The 17,125-nt window shown below is 59.9% G+C and carries 15 protein-coding genes and 1 pseudogene; 8 read left to right on the top strand and 8 right to left on the bottom strand.

The window, feature by feature from the left end; all coding sequences use genetic code 11:
- Nucleotides 1-64: 64 nt before the first annotated feature.
- Nucleotides 65-1,396: a PLP-dependent aminotransferase family protein gene (locus OKW39_RS34760; protein ID WP_429564695.1), complete on the top strand. Its 1,332-nt coding sequence runs from the start codon at nt 65-67 to the stop codon at nt 1,394-1,396.
- A gap of 457 nt (nt 1,397-1,853) precedes the next feature.
- Nucleotides 1,854-2,156, top strand: coding sequence for a hypothetical protein (locus OKW39_RS34755; protein ID WP_429564694.1), 303 nt, complete (start codon nt 1,854-1,856; stop codon nt 2,154-2,156).
- A gap of 74 nt (nt 2,157-2,230) precedes the next feature.
- Here OKW39_RS34755 and OKW39_RS34750 read toward each other — a convergent pair whose 3' ends face one another.
- Genes OKW39_RS34750 through OKW39_RS34730 form a run of 5 tightly spaced genes read right to left on the bottom strand, consistent with a single transcriptional unit; the run spans nt 2,231 to nt 4,788 of the window.
- Entirely contained in the window at nt 2,231-2,965 is a 735-nt protein-coding gene (locus OKW39_RS34750) for an immunity 52 family protein (RefSeq protein ID WP_429333270.1), read from the bottom strand.
- A 9-nt stretch (nt 2,966-2,974) separates the two neighbouring features.
- Nucleotides 2,975-3,595, bottom strand: a complete 621-nt coding sequence (locus tag OKW39_RS34745) for a restriction endonuclease fold toxin 5 domain-containing protein (protein ID WP_429333271.1) — start codon at nt 3,593-3,595, stop codon at nt 2,975-2,977.
- Complete coding sequence (locus OKW39_RS34740; RefSeq protein WP_090807817.1) at nt 3,595-3,939, bottom strand: hypothetical protein; 345 nt, start codon at nt 3,937-3,939, stop codon at nt 3,595-3,597. Before OKW39_RS34740 ends, OKW39_RS34745 begins: the two co-directional genes overlap by 1 nt.
- Nucleotides 3,926-4,429, bottom strand: coding sequence for a DUF4123 domain-containing protein (locus OKW39_RS34735; RefSeq protein WP_429564693.1), 504 nt, complete (start codon nt 4,427-4,429; stop codon nt 3,926-3,928). Before OKW39_RS34735 ends, OKW39_RS34740 begins: the two co-directional genes overlap by 14 nt.
- Nucleotides 4,429-4,788, bottom strand: coding sequence for a hypothetical protein (locus OKW39_RS34730; RefSeq protein ID WP_429564692.1), 360 nt, complete (start codon nt 4,786-4,788; stop codon nt 4,429-4,431). The genes OKW39_RS34735 and OKW39_RS34730 overlap by 1 nt, the downstream gene beginning before the upstream one ends.
- A 656-nt stretch (nt 4,789-5,444) precedes the next feature.
- Between OKW39_RS34730 and OKW39_RS34725 the strand changes: the two are divergent.
- Nucleotides 5,445-6,079: pseudogene (locus OKW39_RS34725) on the top strand (alkene reductase); the annotation flags it as partial.
- A gap of 377 nt (nt 6,080-6,456) precedes the next feature.
- Here the strand turns inward: OKW39_RS34725 and OKW39_RS34720 are convergent.
- On the bottom strand, nt 6,457-7,767 hold the full coding sequence (locus tag OKW39_RS34720; protein WP_429564691.1) for an Nramp family divalent metal transporter: 1,311 nt from the start codon (nt 7,765-7,767) through the stop codon (nt 6,457-6,459).
- Between the two features lie 317 nt (nt 7,768-8,084).
- On the opposite strand from OKW39_RS34720, the gene OKW39_RS34715 reads away from it, so the two are divergent.
- The 3 genes from OKW39_RS34715 to OKW39_RS34705 all read left to right on the top strand — a co-directional run bounded on the left by OKW39_RS34715 (nt 8,085) and on the right by OKW39_RS34705 (nt 11,718).
- Nucleotides 8,085-9,101, top strand: coding sequence for a YncE family protein (locus OKW39_RS34715; RefSeq protein ID WP_429564690.1), 1,017 nt, complete (start codon nt 8,085-8,087; stop codon nt 9,099-9,101).
- 8 nt (nt 9,102-9,109) lie between these two features.
- Nucleotides 9,110-10,075 (top strand): sterol desaturase family protein, encoded by a 966-nt coding sequence (locus OKW39_RS34710; protein ID WP_429333276.1) that lies wholly within the window; start codon nt 9,110-9,112, stop codon nt 10,073-10,075.
- A 767-nt stretch (nt 10,076-10,842) separates the two neighbouring features.
- Nucleotides 10,843-11,718, top strand: a complete 876-nt coding sequence (locus OKW39_RS34705; protein ID WP_429333277.1) for an alpha/beta fold hydrolase — start codon at nt 10,843-10,845, stop codon at nt 11,716-11,718.
- A gap of 90 nt (nt 11,719-11,808) precedes the next feature.
- On the opposite strand, the gene OKW39_RS34700 is transcribed toward OKW39_RS34705, so the two are convergent.
- Together OKW39_RS34700 and OKW39_RS34695 are read right to left on the bottom strand one after the other, a co-directional pair.
- On the bottom strand, nt 11,809-13,791 hold the full coding sequence (locus tag OKW39_RS34700) for a phosphatase PAP2 family protein (RefSeq protein ID WP_429364593.1): 1,983 nt from the start codon (nt 13,789-13,791) through the stop codon (nt 11,809-11,811).
- Between the two features lie 515 nt (nt 13,792-14,306).
- Nucleotides 14,307-14,588, bottom strand: a complete 282-nt coding sequence (locus OKW39_RS34695) for a DUF4148 domain-containing protein (protein WP_429364591.1) — start codon at nt 14,586-14,588, stop codon at nt 14,307-14,309.
- A gap of 746 nt (nt 14,589-15,334) precedes the next feature.
- On the opposite strand from OKW39_RS34695, the gene OKW39_RS34690 reads away from it, so the two are divergent.
- The gene (locus tag OKW39_RS34690; RefSeq protein ID WP_184055094.1) at nt 15,335-15,991 is read left to right on the top strand and encodes a peroxiredoxin; all 657 of its coding nucleotides are present in this window, start codon (nt 15,335-15,337) and stop codon (nt 15,989-15,991) included.
- Nucleotides 15,992-16,048: 57 nt separating this feature from the next.
- A complete protein-coding gene (locus OKW39_RS34685; protein ID WP_429564689.1) occupies nt 16,049-17,116 on the top strand; it encodes a rhodanese-like domain-containing protein in 1,068 nt (355 codons plus the stop codon).
- The last annotated feature ends 9 nt before the right edge of the window (nt 17,117-17,125 follow it).

The raw sequence follows: 17,125 nt of genomic DNA, 5'->3' as shown, positions 1-17,125 counted from the left end.
GTGAAAGATCATGGTAGGGCCGATAATCAATACAATCAAATTATTGTCATGGATACATTGAGCCATGCCTGGGGCCCGTTACAAGCAATTGGTTGACCGCTTTGCGGCTGACATCCGCGACGGCCGCCTTCCCCCCGGGACGCGTCTGCCCACGCACCGCGAGCTGGCTGCTCGCGAGGGCCTGGCGCTGGTCACCGCGACGCGTGTCTATGCCGAGCTTCATACGATGGGTCTGGTGAGCGGCGAAGCTGGCCGTGGCACATTCGTCAAGGAACCACTTCCTCGCGGCCAAGGCGTTGACTTGCACGCCTGGAGCGCCATTACGATCGACCTGAGCTTCAACTATCCCTCTGCACCGGGTCAGACAGACCTTCTTCGGGCAGCGCTGCGCCAGCTTGCGGCGGCCGGCGACCTCGAGTCGCTGCTTCGATACCAGCCGCACGGTGGCCGCGAGCACGAGCGCGCTACTGCGGCACGCCACCTGGCGAACCGAGGTCTGGCAGCAACAGCCGGAACGACGTTGCTCGTGAGCGGCGCGCAACACGGACTGACGACGGCCACTATGGCGCTGCTCGAACCCGGCGACGTGGTTGCCGTGGACGCGCTGACTTACCCGGGATTCAAGCTGGCCGCCGAGGCCGTTCGACTGGAACTCGTGCCGATCCCAGCCGCGGGGCGCGGCCCCGATCTGGACGCGCTGACGGCCCTATGCAAGCGACGACGCGTACGCGCCGTCTACGCAATGCCGACGCTGCACAACCCTCTTGGCTGGGTAATGAGCGCGCGGCGGCGCCGCGCGCTTGTCAGTATCGCTCGACAGCATGGACTGATCCTCATCGAGGACGGGGCCTACGCATACCTCGCAGAAGATGCTCCGCCGCCGTTGGCATCGATTGCTCCGGAGACGACGATCTATGTGTCGAGCTTGTCGAAGAGTGTCGCGACAGGTCTGCGCGTCGGTTTCGTCTGCGCACCACGCGAATGGATTCCCAGGCTTGAACGGGTAATCCGGGCCACGACGTGGAACACTCCCGCAACCATGACGGCAATCGCCTGCAACTGGATAAACGACGGCACGGTGGCCCGGCTCGAAGACGAGAAGCGGCGGGATGCGAAGACGCGCCAAATCCTTGCCGCCGAAGCGCTCGGCAAGCTTAAGACGATGAGCCATCCAGCGTCGTACTTCATCTGGATGCCCCTGACGCAGGAAGTCCGCGCCGACGCGATTGCGATGGCGCTGATGCGTGAGCGCATTTCAGTGTCGACGGCCCTGCCGTTCGCGACATCGACGCATGTACCTCACGCCATCCGCCTCGCGATTGGGTCCGTCGATCTGGCCACGCTGCGCCGGTCGCTGGAAACAGTGGCCCGGGTTATTACCGAACAGAGCTACTGACCGGCAAGCGCGAGGGCGCGGTCTGTCCACCAGGATTGTCCGGCCAGGACCTGTCGTCTCACTACGACGTACTTTCTATTGCGATGCAACCGTAGAACACGCCGCGACATACCGTTTCCCGACGACATCGCACGAAACGACCCTCGACACGGAATGCGTCGCTTTCGAGTTGCCAGCACAAGCATAAGACCGCTTCGTTCCTGCACAAACCGGTGCAAAACGGAAGGCAGAAATGTGCTGACTGGTGCGCAGCGCCCGCGCACGTCCGCAGCCACCCTGGATGGATAGCATCGCGTTGTAAAGCGTCGAGTACCTCGGATGGACACGAACCGAGTTCACGTATCGTTTCGCGCCCGCCACGTTCGACCATAACAACAGGAAGCGCTGCTACGACAATCTTCGTTCGCTCGAAGTGCGAAAGCAGCATTCGGCAGAATTGCTTGCGTGGATGGAACCCGTGCTGAGAATCAGCGCCGCCGTGTTGCAGACCGACGATCTGACCCAACTCACGCATGATGCGATGTTATCGTTGCGTGCCCGGTATGTCGGCCCGCCGATGGATGCGCTTACGGTGGTGGTGAACCGGTGCTGTGACGGTGTCGAGCCGACGCCTGATGAATACCGGGCCGCTATGGAACAGGCGGATAAAGCCGGCAACCGCGAAGAGGTGTTGCAGTTGCTGGAGAAAATCGCAACAGAATGGCGCAAGTGGCATCGTGGTGGATCGCCCCTGAGGCCCAATCGCTGGAATCAGGCGTAACGGCAAAAGGCCCGCGCGGTAGCGGGCCTCTTCGCAGGAAAAGGCCCCGCCGAAGCGGGGATAGCGAGCCGAACTCAGAGATCAACGAAACGCGGCAACAGGTCCTGATCGGCGAGGCGGATTTCGATATCGTTAGCCGCCTTGACGTGCTCCCGGTTGTTCACATCAAAGACTTCATCCGTCACGCTGACGATGATCGTGCCTTGCTGCTTGCCATCGCGCATGACAGGGATTAAGTCGCGCGCTTCCGGCACCTGGGCCGGCGCGAGAGCGTGCGGTAGGTAGAGCATCCAGCTTACGCCTAAGCGGTCATCAAAGACCTGTTGATCCTGATAAGCGCGCGGCCCGAACGTCACATACAGCGAGCGATAAAGCTCAGCCACTTTGGCTACAACTTCGGCCACGGATTTGTAATTGCCTAGCCGCGAAAGACCATTCGCTTTCTCATCCAGAGACAATTCGATGTTATTGGAAATAACTCCCGTGTCGATCATTAAGGACATGATGGCGGTCGCGCCGTCAGTTTGTCTTCCGTTCCATATGCCTATGACTTTCGGTCGATCAATTTTTTTCCCATGTCCATACTCTGCCTTCAAAACATCTATAGCAGCCTTCGACGCTGCTCCATTGGCGAAGACCTCATATTGAAGTGCATCTTGTTGCGTGTCTCCTGCGAGATACCAGTTCCCACCCAAGGTTTCGTCCTTGGTTGCAATAAAGTCGACAATGGCTTTAATGCGTTGAAGATGAAATTCGAATGCGCCTTTTGGTGCGGCAGCTTGATCCCGATGTTGTTCAAGTAAATTCACGATAATCACTCACGGTTGATGGACCGAAGGCACGCCAAACTGGCGAAGTGTGTTCATCATGTAAGCTCGCGTTTGCGGTGTCTCAAAGTACCACATTAATCTGCTCGGCGGATTGGCGCGAACAGCTTCTCCTTGAGTTGCTATTTGCTCCTGCATTTTTGTGAATCCTTTAAACGGAAATTTCAATTCCTTATTTTCTTTGAAAAATTGATCGTAATTTCCCTTGGCTTCCTGCAAGAGACATTGGGAATGCTGAAACCCATCAAAGTCTATGTCAAGCCAGTCCCATTCCATATTCCAGCCTTCGGCGGTCTCACGGCCTTTTCCGTCCGTTGTTATCGCATACTCGAAGCCGGTAATGCGCGCCTGGTAGCGTCGCGGCTCAGGGTTCATGCTGTGGTTCTTTCGCACCAGTGCGCCTTTCTCCGGGGGGCACTTGCACGGTCTTTCGCGTTCGCGGCTCCGGTCACGCGGCAGTTCGTCCCATCCGCCGTCTGCACCCGCGCCAGTACCGCTGCTGCCAGCGGGAGCAGCAGACGGTGCGGCGGTGGGGACCGGAACGGGCATAGGCATTGCCTGCACCATTGCGTTTGCTGCGCGTGCCAGCGTCGCCGGGAATGGAATACCCATCACCGTTTCTCCTTCATTTCCTGTTGTCTTTTACCCGTTGCCTGCATCAACATTTCGAATCGCTGTTCACCCGGAACTCCTGATTTGTACAGCCATGCTATGACCGCCGGAATGCTGTAAAACTCCGGCGTCGTTGCTTCCACATACAGGAAATCGACTATCGGCACGTCATGCGTGAAGCGGAGTAACTTTGTTCGCGCGAAGGCCGCATTAAGCCGGTCGCGCAAAGTCGGATCATTGGCCAGCGCGGGATAATCGCGCACGATATGACCACGGATAAAGTCCACATAGTTACGGTCTTCATAGGCTTTCAGAAGCGCCCATTGCCCTTCAGTAAATTCCATTGTCGTTGATGGTGAGCCGTTGTCGTTCGTTGAGGTAGTGCCACGCGTCGGCAGCCCTGAAAAGCTCGCGCTCGCTCTTGCCGTGGCATACCGCATTGAGCGCATGCAGCACCCTGGGGTCCCAGAAGCGCAGCAGGGCGGCTCGTCCTTTCGGTATGCCGGTATTCAGGTGCGGGCGCAGCTTTGCGGCCTGCCTCTCCAGGCTTTCTGAGGTAATCAGCCAGATCACGCCAGGGCGGGCCTGTTCGAGTTCGCCCAGGTCCGCAAGATGGTCGCGCGCCGTCTTCGGATCAACCAGCCACGGCCCCGCGTGTGCGAGTGCCATGTCGTTCGTGCCCGCGAACAGCGAAACCGTCATGTGGTCTTCGGGCGTGAGTTGCTGGCCGGTATGCTGCTGGTACTGGATACCGTCCACTAGCGCCAGCACGTGGCCGCTGTAGTGCCGTTCCCCATACTGTCGAAGCTGTTCATTGACAGAGGCGGGAATCATCAGCGCTCCAGGGTCATCGCGCCTTGTCCGGCAGCGTGAATCATGCATTCGAGACAGATGGACGACTGCGGAAGCACCGGCCAGGGCGTTGCGCCGTAGCGCGATAACGGGCCTTTTTTCTGCACGGTATTAGGGGAGCGTCCGCGACAATCGCACGCCCACGCGTAACCTAGGGCTTCGGCCATCTCGTAACCAGTTGCATACGACTTCAGCGTGTCGAACGGAAACCATTCGCCGGTTTCGGCATTCAGCGCCATTGCCGACGGCATTGGCGGGAAGTTTGAGTAGACTGAATAAGTGATACGGCAAAGCCCGCACTCTTCCTTGCCCCCGGTTTCATCCTGTTTCTGTTGTTCCATCTGACCTCTGCTGTTTTCCAGACACATCCGACGAATTAACCATCTAAAACGCGACACGGTCAACGAATTTAAATTGAGATAAAACCGTTTTGACAGATCTTCACAATTGCTCTGTCTATCTCATTTTCAGGTGCAGTTTTCCAATCTCACCGTCCAACAAAAAAAGCGGCATTGAGCCGCTTTTTCCGTAAGTGATCGACGCCGGTTAGTGCTTTGTCCACGAAGCGTCCATAGCCGCCAGTTTCCCGTTCGCGCCGTGCGCATCGTCAGCGAGAATCGCTGCGGCGTCCTGCGGTGTCAGTTGGCGATTAGGAAGCCCCTTGGCGTCGAGCGCAAGCACCGTGAACAGTTCCTGATCGCAGCGATTGGCGGCGTGGTAGTCCTCGCCGAGCCTGGATCATCACCTCCAGCAGGTTCCGGTGTTCGTGCCATTCCTCGGCAGTCACAGCAGGACTCCTGAACATCGAGGTCGCAAGTGTAATTAGATGTCGGAGTTGCTGCCCCTGCCGGTCGCAAAGATGGAAGGCGGCCAGCGCGAGCCGTTCATACTGGAGAGCGTCTACAGGGGGACGGGAGGGAGATTGCTGCTTCCTGGTGGGTTTGGTCATGCGCGGTCCCGGTTATCGTGAAAGATCGCCCGGACACATAGGGAGGTCCCGCGCGCGCTGGAAACCGACGAGATCGCCGGCGTGGTTGCGGCCTACCGGCACGGCGCTGAAAACGCCAGAAAGGCAGGGTTCGGCGGCGTGGAAGTCCACTGCGCCAACGGTTATCTGCTTGACCAGTTCCTGCAGGACTCCACCAATCAGCGCACTGACGCATATGGTGGATCGATCGAGAACCGTGCGAGACTGCTGCTCGAAGTCACGGACGCGTGCGTCGCCATATGGGGCGCCAACCGGGTCGGCGTGCATCTGTCTGCGCGCGGTGACGTGAAGTCGATGGGCGATTCGGACCTGCGGCAACCTTCGGCTATGTCGCAGGCGAGCTCGGCAAACGCCGCATTGCCTTCGTCTGCGCGCGTGAAGCGCTGGGAGACGACCGGCTCGGACCCGCACTGAAGGCACCATTCGGTGGCATCTATATCGCCAACGAAAAGATGACCAAGCACACCGCCGAACGTTTGTTTGCGGTCGGCGAGGCCGACGCGGTTGCTTTCGGGCAGATGTTCATCGCCAACCCGGACCTGCCGCGCCGACTTAGATTGGACGCATCGCTCAATGAGCCGCGGCCCGAGATGTTCTATCACCTAGGGGCAGAAGGGTACACGGATTACCCGGCGCTTGCCTGACCGTACAAATAGCCACCCCCGGGCCTCGCACCGGCGAGGCTTTCTTTGGGACGATCAGCCCAGACAACGGAGAAGCCCACCAGGTCGACGTACGCTTGCACCAGGAGATGCCGCCTCGGACCTCATCCGCATAGCCAGCCAGGTGCCCATGGGTCAACGCCGTTCTTACCGTATGTTTCACAACTCAAGGCGAACATGGAAGCAGCGGTCGTCCCTATGCATGCACCGGCATCACAGACGAAAGCGAACGAATCGACAAGCCGTTTTTGGAGCAGGAGCTCTGGTCCCCCAGCGGTCAGTCGATGGCTAGCGAACAAACTTCGCCGTCCATCGCACCGGGAGCGCGGCCCATCCCGAAAGAGTCCGGGTGGGCTGCATCAGCTTGCAGGCATGCCCGGAATGCTGACGCCGAACGACTGAAGCAATAGCACCGCATTCAGCGCGAGGATGACGACCGTCGCGGCAATCGCTGCAACGTCCGTTAGCCGTCTATTGACGAACTCGCCCATGATGTCTTTGCGGCGGGTGAAGAGCACCAGCGCCACCATCGGGATCGGCAACGCAAACGAAAGAACGACCTGACTGATCACCAGCGCCTGGGTGGCATTCACGCCGAGGCCGACCACCACGAACGCCGGCACCATGGTCACCAGACGTCGCACCCAGACGGGAATCCGGAAACCCACGAAGCCCTGCATGATCATCTGGCCAGCCATGGTGCCGACAACGGAGCTGGAGATACCCGAGCAGATGAGCGAAATCAGGAAAACCGCCGCCGCGCCCGCACCGAGCAACGGCGTGAGCGTATGGTAAGCAGTTTCGATTTCCGCGACGTCGCGGTGGCCGGCATGGAATGCCGCGCTGGCCATGATTACCATGGCCATGTTGACGAGACCTGCGAAGAAAAGCGCAACGATGACTTCCCGGTTCGAAAAACGCAGCAGTGCGCGATGCTCGCTCGCGTCGCTCGCCGGAGTCCGGCCCTGAGTCAGCCCGGAATGGAGATAGATCGCATGTGGCATCACGGTGGCGCCCACGATACCGACCGAAACGGTCAGCGCTTCCCGGTTCGGCATTGAGGGCAAGATCGAGTGCAATCCGGCCTGTCCCCATGCGACGGGCGCAATGAACAATTCGATCAGGTAACACAGACCGATCACAGCAACGAGCGCGCCGATGATGATCTCCATTGGCCGGTAGCCGCCTTTTTCAAACACGAGGATGCCGTATGTCACCACCGCGGTCACCGCCATGCCGGCCATCAACGGCATTTTGAACAGCAACGCGAGGCCGATTGCGCCACCGAGGAATTCGGCCAGGTCGGTTGCCATCGCAGCCACTTCGCTGACACACCACATGACGAAGACGGCCTTGCGCGGCAGTTGCTCGCGACACATTTCCGCCAGATTACGGCCCGTCACGATGCCGAGTTTGGCAGAGAGCGCCTGGAACAGCATGGCGATCACGTTGGCCATCAGTACCACCCACAGCAGCGTGTACCCAAACTGGGAACCGGCCTGGATGTTGGTCGCGAAATTGCCTGGGTCCATGTAGGCGATCGAGGCAATCACTGCGGGTCCGGCGAACAGCAGCGCAGAGCGCAAGCCGGTTCGTTTGCCAGCCAGCACATCGCGAATCGCAACAGTCGTGCGATCTGTGAGCGTATTTTTGCCGGCAGTGCTGTTCATGGACACTTCCCGACTTCTCTGGACGTACGTGGCACTGCTATTACTCCAGGTTCTTTAGCGCGTGATGGCAATATACAACGGCCAAACTCCGCGGATGATCGGGGCGGGTGCTGCGCAAAGCGCGCCCGGGGCCGCGGGAAGCTCGGTCAAATACGGCGAAATCGCATGCGCATCGTCAGCTTCGCCCGAAATTTGTTAGGCAACTGACAGGAAGCGCTTGAGCATCGCTCCATATCAGCGCCATTCGCAATTCGTCCTTGCGTGACGGTGAATCCATCCAGCAGAATGAGTGGTTAATTCTCTCATGCATGCCCTCCATGAAGCTTTCACGTCGCGAAGTACTTGGCCGTAGTCTGGCCATTCCCCTGAGTCTCGGCCTGTCGCCTTTCCTCGCCCTTCGTTCAGGTATCGCCAGCGCGGCGCCCCCCAATCTCGCTATCGTAATGAATTCCGGCGAAGCCAGCGTTTCGGTCATCGACATGGCGTCGCACAAGATCGTCCGGACATTGCCGACGTTGCGCGAACCCAGTCACTGGGCGCTTTCGCGCGACAGAAGCAAGCTCTATATTGCCGACGCCAGCGGCAATGCACTGTTCATTGTCGACCCGCACACCGGTTTGGCGCTTGGCCATAAGGTGATCGCCGATCCGTACCAGCTTGGCTTCACGCCGGATTTCCGCTACCTCGTCGTCAATGCACTGCGGCTCAACTATGTCGACATCTACCGCCCCGACGACCTGACGCTCGTCAAGCGCTTCTCGCCCGGCGGCATGCCGAGCCACCTCGACTTCTCGCCGGACTCGCGCTGGAGCTTCAACTCGATGCAGCAGTCCGGCACGCTCGTTTCATTCGACCTGACGAACCTGACGATCCGCTGGAAGTCGAACGTCGGATCGACCCCCGCCGGCGTGCTCTGGCACAACGGCAAGGTACTGGTCTGCGTGATGGGCAGCGACCATGTGGCGGAAGTCGATCCAGTGACGGGTAACGTGCTGCGGCGGGTGAAAACCGGCGTCGGCCCGCACAATGTCTTTCTTACGCCCGACGGTGCGACGCTCTACGTGAGCAACCGGATCGGCGGCTCGCTGGTGGCGCTCGATCCAACCACCCTCGAGCTTCGTCGTACCTATCCGTTCCACGCTGCGGGGCCAGATGATATTGCTGTTGGCCCCGACGGCAAGTTATGGGTGACGCTGCGTTTCCGGGAGCAGGTCGCCGTACTCGATCCAGCCAGCGGTAACTATGAGACCATTAATGTCGGACGCTCGCCGCACGGCATCTTCCTCACCACCGAAATGAGCCGCCCAGGTCTCGTTACCGCCGAAATGCTCTAACGTCCATCATGCTGATATTTCTCGACAGATTCTTCAATATGCTGGCCGGTGAAATCGACCAGTATCTCGTTCTGCCGTTGCTGTATCACTTCGGCTGGATGCAATGGGAAGAGCTTTCCTTCGACTGGGCGCTGATCTGCGTCTATGGCCTCTTCGCGGTTATCGTCACGTATGCGGTTTGCTGGCCGCTCGAAGCACTCTTTCCGATCGAACGCTGGGATGACCGCAAAGCCGTCGTAACCGACGCGTTCTATACGATCCTCAACCGCGTGGGGGTGTTGCCTGTCGTCAGTTTCCTGCTGTTCTACCAGGTGCAGGTGTGGGTGAACGGCTTCGTGGTCGATCACGGCTACATACCGCCAACGCTTGAGACGTTGATACCGCCGCTTCTCGGACATCCGGTCATTACCTTCATCGCGTACGCGCTGATTCTGGACTGTGCCGATTACTGGCGTCACCGCCTGTCGCACTCATACCGTAGCTGGTACGCACTGCATGCGTTGCATCATGCGCAGCGGCAGATGAGTTTCTGGTCGGACGACCGCAACCATCTGCTTGACGACCTGGTCGCCGCAATCTGGTTCGGCATCGTCGGCCTCGCGATCGGTATTCCGCCGCTGCAGTTTCCACTGCTGTTCCTGTTCATGCGCTTCATCGAAAGCCTGAGCCACGCCAATATCAAGCTTTCGTTCGGCTGGCTCGGGGACCGGTTGATCGTCTCGCCACGCTTTCACCGGTTGCATCATGGCCTGCGCGCGGCCGGCCGCAATTCCTGTAACTACGGCGCCGTCTTCCCGATCTGGGACGTCGTGTTTGGTACAGCGGACTTCTCCGCCGAGTACCCGCCTACAGGCGACCGGCGCGCACCGGAATCGATGGCCACGGGCGGCTACATCGCACAGCAACTGGGCGGCTTGCAGTTTTTCCTTGAACAGTGGCGGCAACCGGCAAAGGCTCGCCGCAGTCCCTCCTGAGAACATCCCTGCATTGCGCCAATGCCCAAACGGGCCGGTTCATGTGCGCCTGGATTTGGTCTGGACCGGCTGGTGCAAAGAACCTGTCAGCAGACCGTAAAACATCTGCTCTGTGCCTTTGAACCTGAGGTGCGATAATTGCAGTTGCCGGTTTCGGAATGCCCGGATACCGGCATCTACCCGCTCTATCCCGCTATCCTCAGTTCAAAGAGCTCGAAGTGGTAAAGACTGTCAAGCAAAGATCAGGGCACATACACGTCGCGATACGGCCTGCGCTCCGGCAACATAGGGGGCTGTCTCTCCCCGACGCGACGCGCCCGTCAAGGCGCCCATGGAGTGAATGATGTTGCGCAGAACCAGTTCCTGGTTTGTGCGTTACACGCTCCGCGCGCGCGTTCGCACGCTCGCGCGTAAAGCGATTGGGCTGGCAATCTTTGTCAGCGGTTCCGCAGTGATTGTCGTGTATCTGCTACGACGCGTCTCCGATGGCTAAACGTCAAAGACAGGCGTGGCGCATTTGATTTCCAGGCAGTGCCGCGATGCAAACGTCGGGCGTCTGGAGCTACAGAGCAGCGCCCTCGCGGCTGGCAGCCCGACGCTTCGACTTCCTTTCCCTGGTGTTCAGGCGCGATCGCCGGAGGCACAAGGCAGCCGTAGAACTCTACAGCACGAAAAACGCATCCATACATGGCCGGAGACCGTCCTCTAATTAAACTGGTCATCAATCTCTACCGCGTGATTCGTATGAAGGTCAAATTGGAAAGGCAATGACGAAGACGATACGCTGCCGGTGGGACAGTGGAGAGTTCGCGCTGGACGTGGATGAGGCCGGTAGCGGCGCTTCGGTCGTCCTCCTGCCGGCCCTGAGTACGATTTCCACGCGCCTGGAGATGCGCCCGCTGCTCGACTTGCTCGCGCCTCAGTTTCATGTGACGACGGTTGATTGGCCGGGGTTCGGCGATCAGGCGCGGCCAAAGGAAGAATGGTCGCCGGAGCTTCTCTCGGAGTTTCTTAACTGGTTTCTAAGCGACATCGTGGCACCACCGCACGCCATTGTGGCGGCCGGACATGCAGCCACCTATGCGCTTTACCAGGCCGTCTTGCGCTCAGATACGGTTGATCGCCTGGTCCTCATCGCACCGACGTGGCGCGGCCCGTTGCCGACGATGATGGGTGGCCACCGGGCCTGGTTCTCCCGTGTGCGCTCTGCCATTGATCACCCCCTCGCTGGCCCGCTTCTCTACCGGCTCAACGTCAGCCGCCACGTCATCACCATGATGGCGAGAGAACACGTTTACAGCGATCCTGACTGGCTTGGCGGCGATCGTCTCGCGGCCAAACTCGCCGTCACCCGTGCACCCGGAGCCCGGCACAGTTCGGTACGCTTTGTGACCGGTGCGCTAGACCGGGTCGCCAACCGTGCGGCGTTCCTTGATCTTGCGCGCCGAGCCAACATTCCGATCCTCGTGATCTACGGCGATCAGACGCCGCCGAAATCGCGTGTCGAAATGGAGGCGTTAGGACAATTGCCAAATGTTCAGGTTGAATGGGTCATGAAGGGCAAGCTCGCGATTCACGAAGAGTTTCCAGAAATCGTCTCCATTGCCATCAGGCGGTTTTTGACGAAGGAATCGCCGCTTTAGACGATCAACGACAGACGGGCATAGCCGGACGCTCCGCATTACAGACAGCGGGTTATCCGGGCGTCGCATAGCCACGCCAATATGGCCCGATTACGAATCGATGTGCACCGACACGCCGGTCGACGAGTAGACCGGCGTCGCCTTGTGGCCGTCGACCGTGATCGTCGTGAACCGCTTCGTCGCCCCGTTGCCATCGATCAGATCGATGGTGTCGCCGACCTTGGGCGCATAGCCGCTCACGAACTTCACGTGTAGCGTGCCGCCGTCGATGGTTAGCTGATTACCAACGTGCAGTTGGCCGGCGCCTTTACCGTCAACGTCGAGTTCGAGTGTCGTGCCGGCGAGCTGCGTGTACTTGCCGACGATGGACACGGGCGACGCCGCCGCGATGGTGATGCCACCCGCACCCACATACACGTCGCCCGTGCCGAACGCATTCGGAGAATCGGCCTCGAGCACGCCGCCACTTACCTGGGAGCCGCCCGACCAGGTGTTGTTGCCGCCGAGCTTCAAGGTTCCGCTACCCTGCAGCGTCAACTTCCCTGCGCCGGCAATGTCGTTGCGCCACAAATCCGACGCGTTGAATCCGCCCTGGGACGCATCCATCGAAACGATGACGCTGCCATGGAACGCACCATATCCGTCCCCGGCTGCAAACATGTTGAGGCGGCCCCACCCTTCCGCATCGTCCATGACCGGATAGCCGGAAGGAAGCTCGGTCGTTTTGAGCACCACGCGGCGCTGCTCAGCGCTCAGATACGGAAAGCGCGTCTCCAGTAACACCTCCGCACCCTTCGGCACAACGGGAGGCGCATTGGTCGATTCGATCGGAGCAAAGCCGAACGTCATACGGCGAGTGAAGTCCGCTTTGTTCGTCGCGTAGTCGGCGAAGCGGTCCGTCGCTGCCGTGCCGGAGTGGGCGAAAACGGCGAAGCTCGTTGAATTGGTATTCGTCGACTGCATCAGGGCCGCGTGCGCCTGGCTAAATGCGGCGCTCTTCAAGGTGGCGTTGCTCGGATCGGAAAGATTCGCAGCAGTCGCCGCAAGTGCAAACATTCGACCAGCAATGACGTCGAGCGGCGAGTGCATACCGGCGAAAATGCGGTTTTCGCCAAGTTCGAGGCCGCGGCTCGCCATCTCCTGGAACCGCTCCGGCAGCACGTAGGCCATCGTCATCGCGTCGCGCATGGCCTCCGCCTCGTGACCGCTGATAAATCCGCCATCGGTCGAAGGCGTGGTGCTCTCGGCAGGCACCAGAGTCGGATCTACCACGACACTCGTGCTCCAGCGGTATGGCCGGGCGTATTTGTAGAAGCGCTTGGCCGGCTCGGTGGACGCGTTGTTGCCCATGATGTTGAGCAGGTCGACAACCTGGCCGAAACTGGTGTTGCCGCCACTGCTGCCGACGCCGATGTTGTTGCCGTTGTCGTTGTACAGAACGATCGTCGCATCCGCCGGAATCGACGTGATGGTCGTTACCTGCTGCGCCGCCGCGCGCCACGCATTGGTGAGCGGTCCCATGCCATCGGTCACGCTATAACCTTTGCCGCGCCGGTCGTCGTAGTAGGCTGCGTCGGCCTGTGCCTGAGTCCGGTTGGTCGTCTCGGTGACCACGAATTGAATGTTTGCGGCATGGACGGCACTGTTCACGACAGCCCCACCCGGCGTACCGTCATTGGGTAGTCCTGTCCACGTGGACTGCACGACAGCCGGAAAGGAACCATTGGCGGGCGCGGAGACGCCCGCATCGACGATCTCGGTCAACGGTTGCCAGATGTCGAGGAATCGCGAGACGACACGCACGCCCGCATTCGTGGCGAGCGTCGCATATCGCGCATCGCCGCGCTGGTTAGTCGCAATCGTGTCGACGAACGCGGGCACGTCGGGGATTGCGGCGTTGTCGACAAAACCGGGGTCGGCAGGGGGCGCCGGGATCGTGGCCGTCGCCGTCGTCGTCGAAGTGTTCGAGGCGCTCGGCGTAGAAAAATCATTGCTACCACCGCACGCGGCTAGTACCGCCACGCTTGCGAGCACCGTGAGGCGCAGCGGGAGAGGGACGCGAAAATGAGGCATCACGAGACTTTCTTGTGGTTGTTGGTGGCGTCGGATTGTGCGGATGAATTATGACGGCATTGTTTCGACTGATTACGCGGTATCGGATATCGTGGCGCGATTCGCAGGTATCCCGGAAGACCTGATGGTGGAAGCTGCACATGCTTCGCAGACGTGTGAACGCAGAACTCCTTAGTATTTGATTGCGGCTCATCCACATTCGCGAAGCATGCGAAAGGTTTCATTCCGCGAGGTATTGGTGCAATGTCGATTCGGAACGCCAACCACAGGGCGATCCTTTAACGGACACCGTTTCGCGTGAGCCTAAAACCACCCCTTTACCGTCGCCACTCGCCAGACGACAAACATGACGAGGCCCACCGACGCGGCGGTCAACAGAATGAAGTCAATCGAGCGCACTAGCTTTTTCATATCGACGTTGGATCGGACGCGCGACGTCCGCATGAGAACCGGAAGTTAGGCGTGTGGAAGTATCGAAACGCGCTCGTATGGAATGTCGAACGCTCACCAGCACTTCAGTGATGCGAGAAAAGCGCGTTATCTGAGGGCGTTGCGAAGGAAAGGCGATGTCCGGATTGCGAATTCACTACCGGCCCTGAACCGTAGTCGTTATTCGCGTGTGCCTGCCGCGGGCTGCTCTCGTCCGGATAGTGCAGTTTCGACTGATGGAGCGTGCCGTTCTGTTCGGCCTGTATGACGTTCGCTTCCACCTCGGAGCGAGTGAGGGGCTGCGCCGACGAGAGCGCTGGAATGGCGATTGTGGTTGCAAGGATCGCATGAGCGATAAGTACTTTCATAAGTTGGCTCCTTGGTGAATAGGCAAATTTCGATGGATCGAATGGACCACGCTAACTGCATTGAAAGCGAGTCGATCTTCACGCTGAGGTGGACCGCGAACAGATAGCGATCGACGGGGTGACCGGTATTCAGTGCGTGGATATGAAGGTACGCCCTGCAACCTTAAAAGCCGCTTATCCCGTCTCCGAAAGATGCGCGGCGTCCGCCAGCCATGTTCCGACCGTTTATCAGTGAAAAGGCGATCTGGCAGTCGTCTTTGACGAACCGACGTTTGTTGCAAGCGCTTCAGTACCGCACGCTCCGACGCGCCTCGCGCTTGCTCGCATGGCGTCGACGACCGAACGGTCTGATCAAATCAGGGTCGGTAAATCTGTGCGCTATCGAACACACGCCGGCGAGTCGAATGTCCATGATTTACCGGTAAAGGTCGTTCCCTAAGCCGTTTCGAAGTGGCCAGCCGGACTGACTTCGATGGGTGTCAGCATGGCTTGTGCGTAACGCGCTATATTTGAAATCTCACTGCGCGATGCGGCAACGCTCGTATTCGCCCGACAGGCGGCGATCTCGAGCTTCTTCTGCACGGCGACGCCCTACTTGCCGCGCGTGTATGCGCCGCGAAAGCTTCGTCTATCGTTGTGAGCGTTGGTGATTTTCAGTCCCCGAGATTAACCGGGCTCGTGTTGGACCGTTGCAGACAGGCCTGGCTCGGGTCTTCCGCTTAACCACGACTTCACAGGACGGCAATATGTCACTTCGTATCAATGACACCGCGCCCAACTTCACCGCGCGGACCACGCAGGGCACCATCGATTTCCACGACTGGATCGGCGACCAATGGGCGGTCCTGTTCTCTCATCCGAAAGACTTCACGCCGGTTTGCACGACTGAACTGGGCTACATGGCGAAGATCGAGCCGGAGTTCACCAAGCGCAACGCGAAGCTGATCGGGTTGTCGGTCGATCCGGTCGAAGACCACGAAAAATGGGCCGCGGACATCGAGGAAACGCAGGGCGCCGCCGTCAAATACCCGATGATCGGCGACACCGACCTCGCGATCGCCAAGCTGTACAACATGCTGCCGGCCGACGCGGGCGATACCAGCGAGGGCCGCACCGCCGCGACCAACGCGACCGTGCGTTCGGTTTTTATCATCGGTCCCGACAAGAAGATCAAGCTGACGCTGACCTACCCGATGAGCACCGGACGCAACTTCGACGAAATCCTGCGCGTGCTCGATTCGATCCAACTGACCGCCAAACACAAGGTCGCGACGCCGGTCAACTGGAAGCAGGGCGAAGACGTGATCATCACGTCCGCGGTCAGCAACGACGAGGCGCAGCAGATTTTCCCTGGTTTCAAGACTATCAAACCGTATCTGCGCACCACCAAACAACCGGGCTGACAGATGTGGCACGGCGGCCGCTTGCGGCCGCCGTGCCGACCTTCCTAAGGGATACAGATGATTTTTCGTCAGCTGTTCGATCCTGCTTCGTCGACCTACACGTACTTACTCGGCGACAGCGGCGAGGCGGTGCTCATCGACCCCGTCTACGAGCAGGTGCCACGCGATCAGGCGCTGCTGCGCGAGCTGGGCCTCTGGCTGCTCACGACGCTCGATACCCACGTGCACGCTGATCACGTAACCGGCGCGTGGCGCATGCGTTTGCGTTGCGGCAGCGAGATAGGGCTTGCCGGGGTCGTCGAGGCGAAAGGCGTCACGCGAGCGCTCGCGCATGGCGATCGGATCGACTTCGGCACGCGTCATCTGACCGTGCGCGCAACGCCTGGCCATACGAACGGCTGCCTGACCTACGTGCTCGACGATCTGAGCATGGCCTTTACCGGCGACAGCCTGCTGATTCGCGGCTGTGGCCGCACCGATTTCCAGCAGGGCAGTCCGCAGCAGTTGTTCGCGTCCGTGCGCGAGCAGATCCTGTCACTGCCGGACGACTGCCTCCTCTATCCCGCGCACGATTATCGCGGCATCACGGTGACGAGCGTGACCGAGGAGCGGCGCTTCAATCCGCGTCTGGGCGGCGACGTCGACGTCGGCGATTTCGCCGGGTACATGAACAACCTGAATTTGCCGCATCCGAAGCAGATGGCGGTCGCGGTGCCCGCAAACATGCGTTGCGGGCAGCCGGAAGGCGGCGCCGAAGTTGCGACCGAAACGCCGGATTGGGCACCGTTGACGCTGCGCTTTAGCGGCGTGTGGGAAATCGAGCCGATGGCGCTGCTCGAGCATGGCGCCGCGTTTCAGATCGTCGATGTGCGCGAGGCGCCCGAGTTCATCGATCGTTTGGGTCATCTGCCGGGCGCGAAGCTGGTGCCGCTGTCGCAATTGACAGGGCGGCTCGATGAACTGGAGCGCGAGCGGCCGGTGGTCGCGGTGTGCCGGTCCGGCGTGCGCTCGGCGCAGGCAAGCGTGTTGCTGACGAAGGCGGGGTTCGGCAAGGTGGCGAATCTTGCCGGTGGGATGCTGCGGTGGAGGACGGAGGGGTTGCCGGTTGCGTCGGACGGTGTTTGAGGGGGAGTC

This window comes from Paraburkholderia sp. MM6662-R1 (genome assembly GCF_050436245.1).
Taxonomy (GTDB): Bacteria; Pseudomonadota; Gammaproteobacteria; order Burkholderiales; family Burkholderiaceae; genus Paraburkholderia; species Paraburkholderia tuberum.
The sequence above is the reverse complement of the archived record's forward strand: the minus strand, read 5'-3'. Positions and strand labels throughout refer to the sequence as shown.

Coding starts and splice junctions, on each gene's coding strand:
- OKW39_RS34760 (WP_429564695.1), top strand. CDS start 65: ATGCCTGGGGCCCGTTACAAGCAATTGGTTGACCGCTTTGCGGCTGAC.
- OKW39_RS34745 (WP_429333271.1), bottom strand. CDS start 3,595: ATGGGTATTCCATTCCCGGCGACGCTGGCACGCGCAGCAAACGCAATG.
- OKW39_RS34740 (WP_090807817.1), bottom strand. CDS start 3,939: ATGGAATTTACTGAAGGGCAATGGGCGCTTCTGAAAGCCTATGAAGAC.
- OKW39_RS34735 (WP_429564693.1), bottom strand. CDS start 4,429: ATGATTCCCGCCTCTGTCAATGAACAGCTTCGACAGTATGGGGAACGG.
- OKW39_RS34730 (WP_429564692.1), bottom strand. CDS start 4,788: ATGGAACAACAGAAACAGGATGAAACCGGGGGCAAGGAAGAGTGCGGG.
- OKW39_RS34720 (WP_429564691.1), bottom strand. CDS start 7,767: ATGAACAGCACTGCCGGCAAAAATACGCTCACAGATCGCACGACTGTT.
- OKW39_RS34715 (WP_429564690.1), top strand. CDS start 8,085: ATGAAGCTTTCACGTCGCGAAGTACTTGGCCGTAGTCTGGCCATTCCC.
- OKW39_RS34710 (WP_429333276.1), top strand. CDS start 9,110: ATGCTGATATTTCTCGACAGATTCTTCAATATGCTGGCCGGTGAAATC.
- OKW39_RS34705 (WP_429333277.1), top strand. CDS start 10,843: ATGACGAAGACGATACGCTGCCGGTGGGACAGTGGAGAGTTCGCGCTG.
- OKW39_RS34700 (WP_429364593.1), bottom strand. CDS start 13,791: ATGCCTCATTTTCGCGTCCCTCTCCCGCTGCGCCTCACGGTGCTCGCA.
- OKW39_RS34695 (WP_429364591.1), bottom strand. CDS start 14,588: ATGAAAGTACTTATCGCTCATGCGATCCTTGCAACCACAATCGCCATT.
- OKW39_RS34690 (WP_184055094.1), top strand. CDS start 15,335: ATGTCACTTCGTATCAATGACACCGCGCCCAACTTCACCGCGCGGACC.
- OKW39_RS34685 (WP_429564689.1), top strand. CDS start 16,049: ATGATTTTTCGTCAGCTGTTCGATCCTGCTTCGTCGACCTACACGTAC.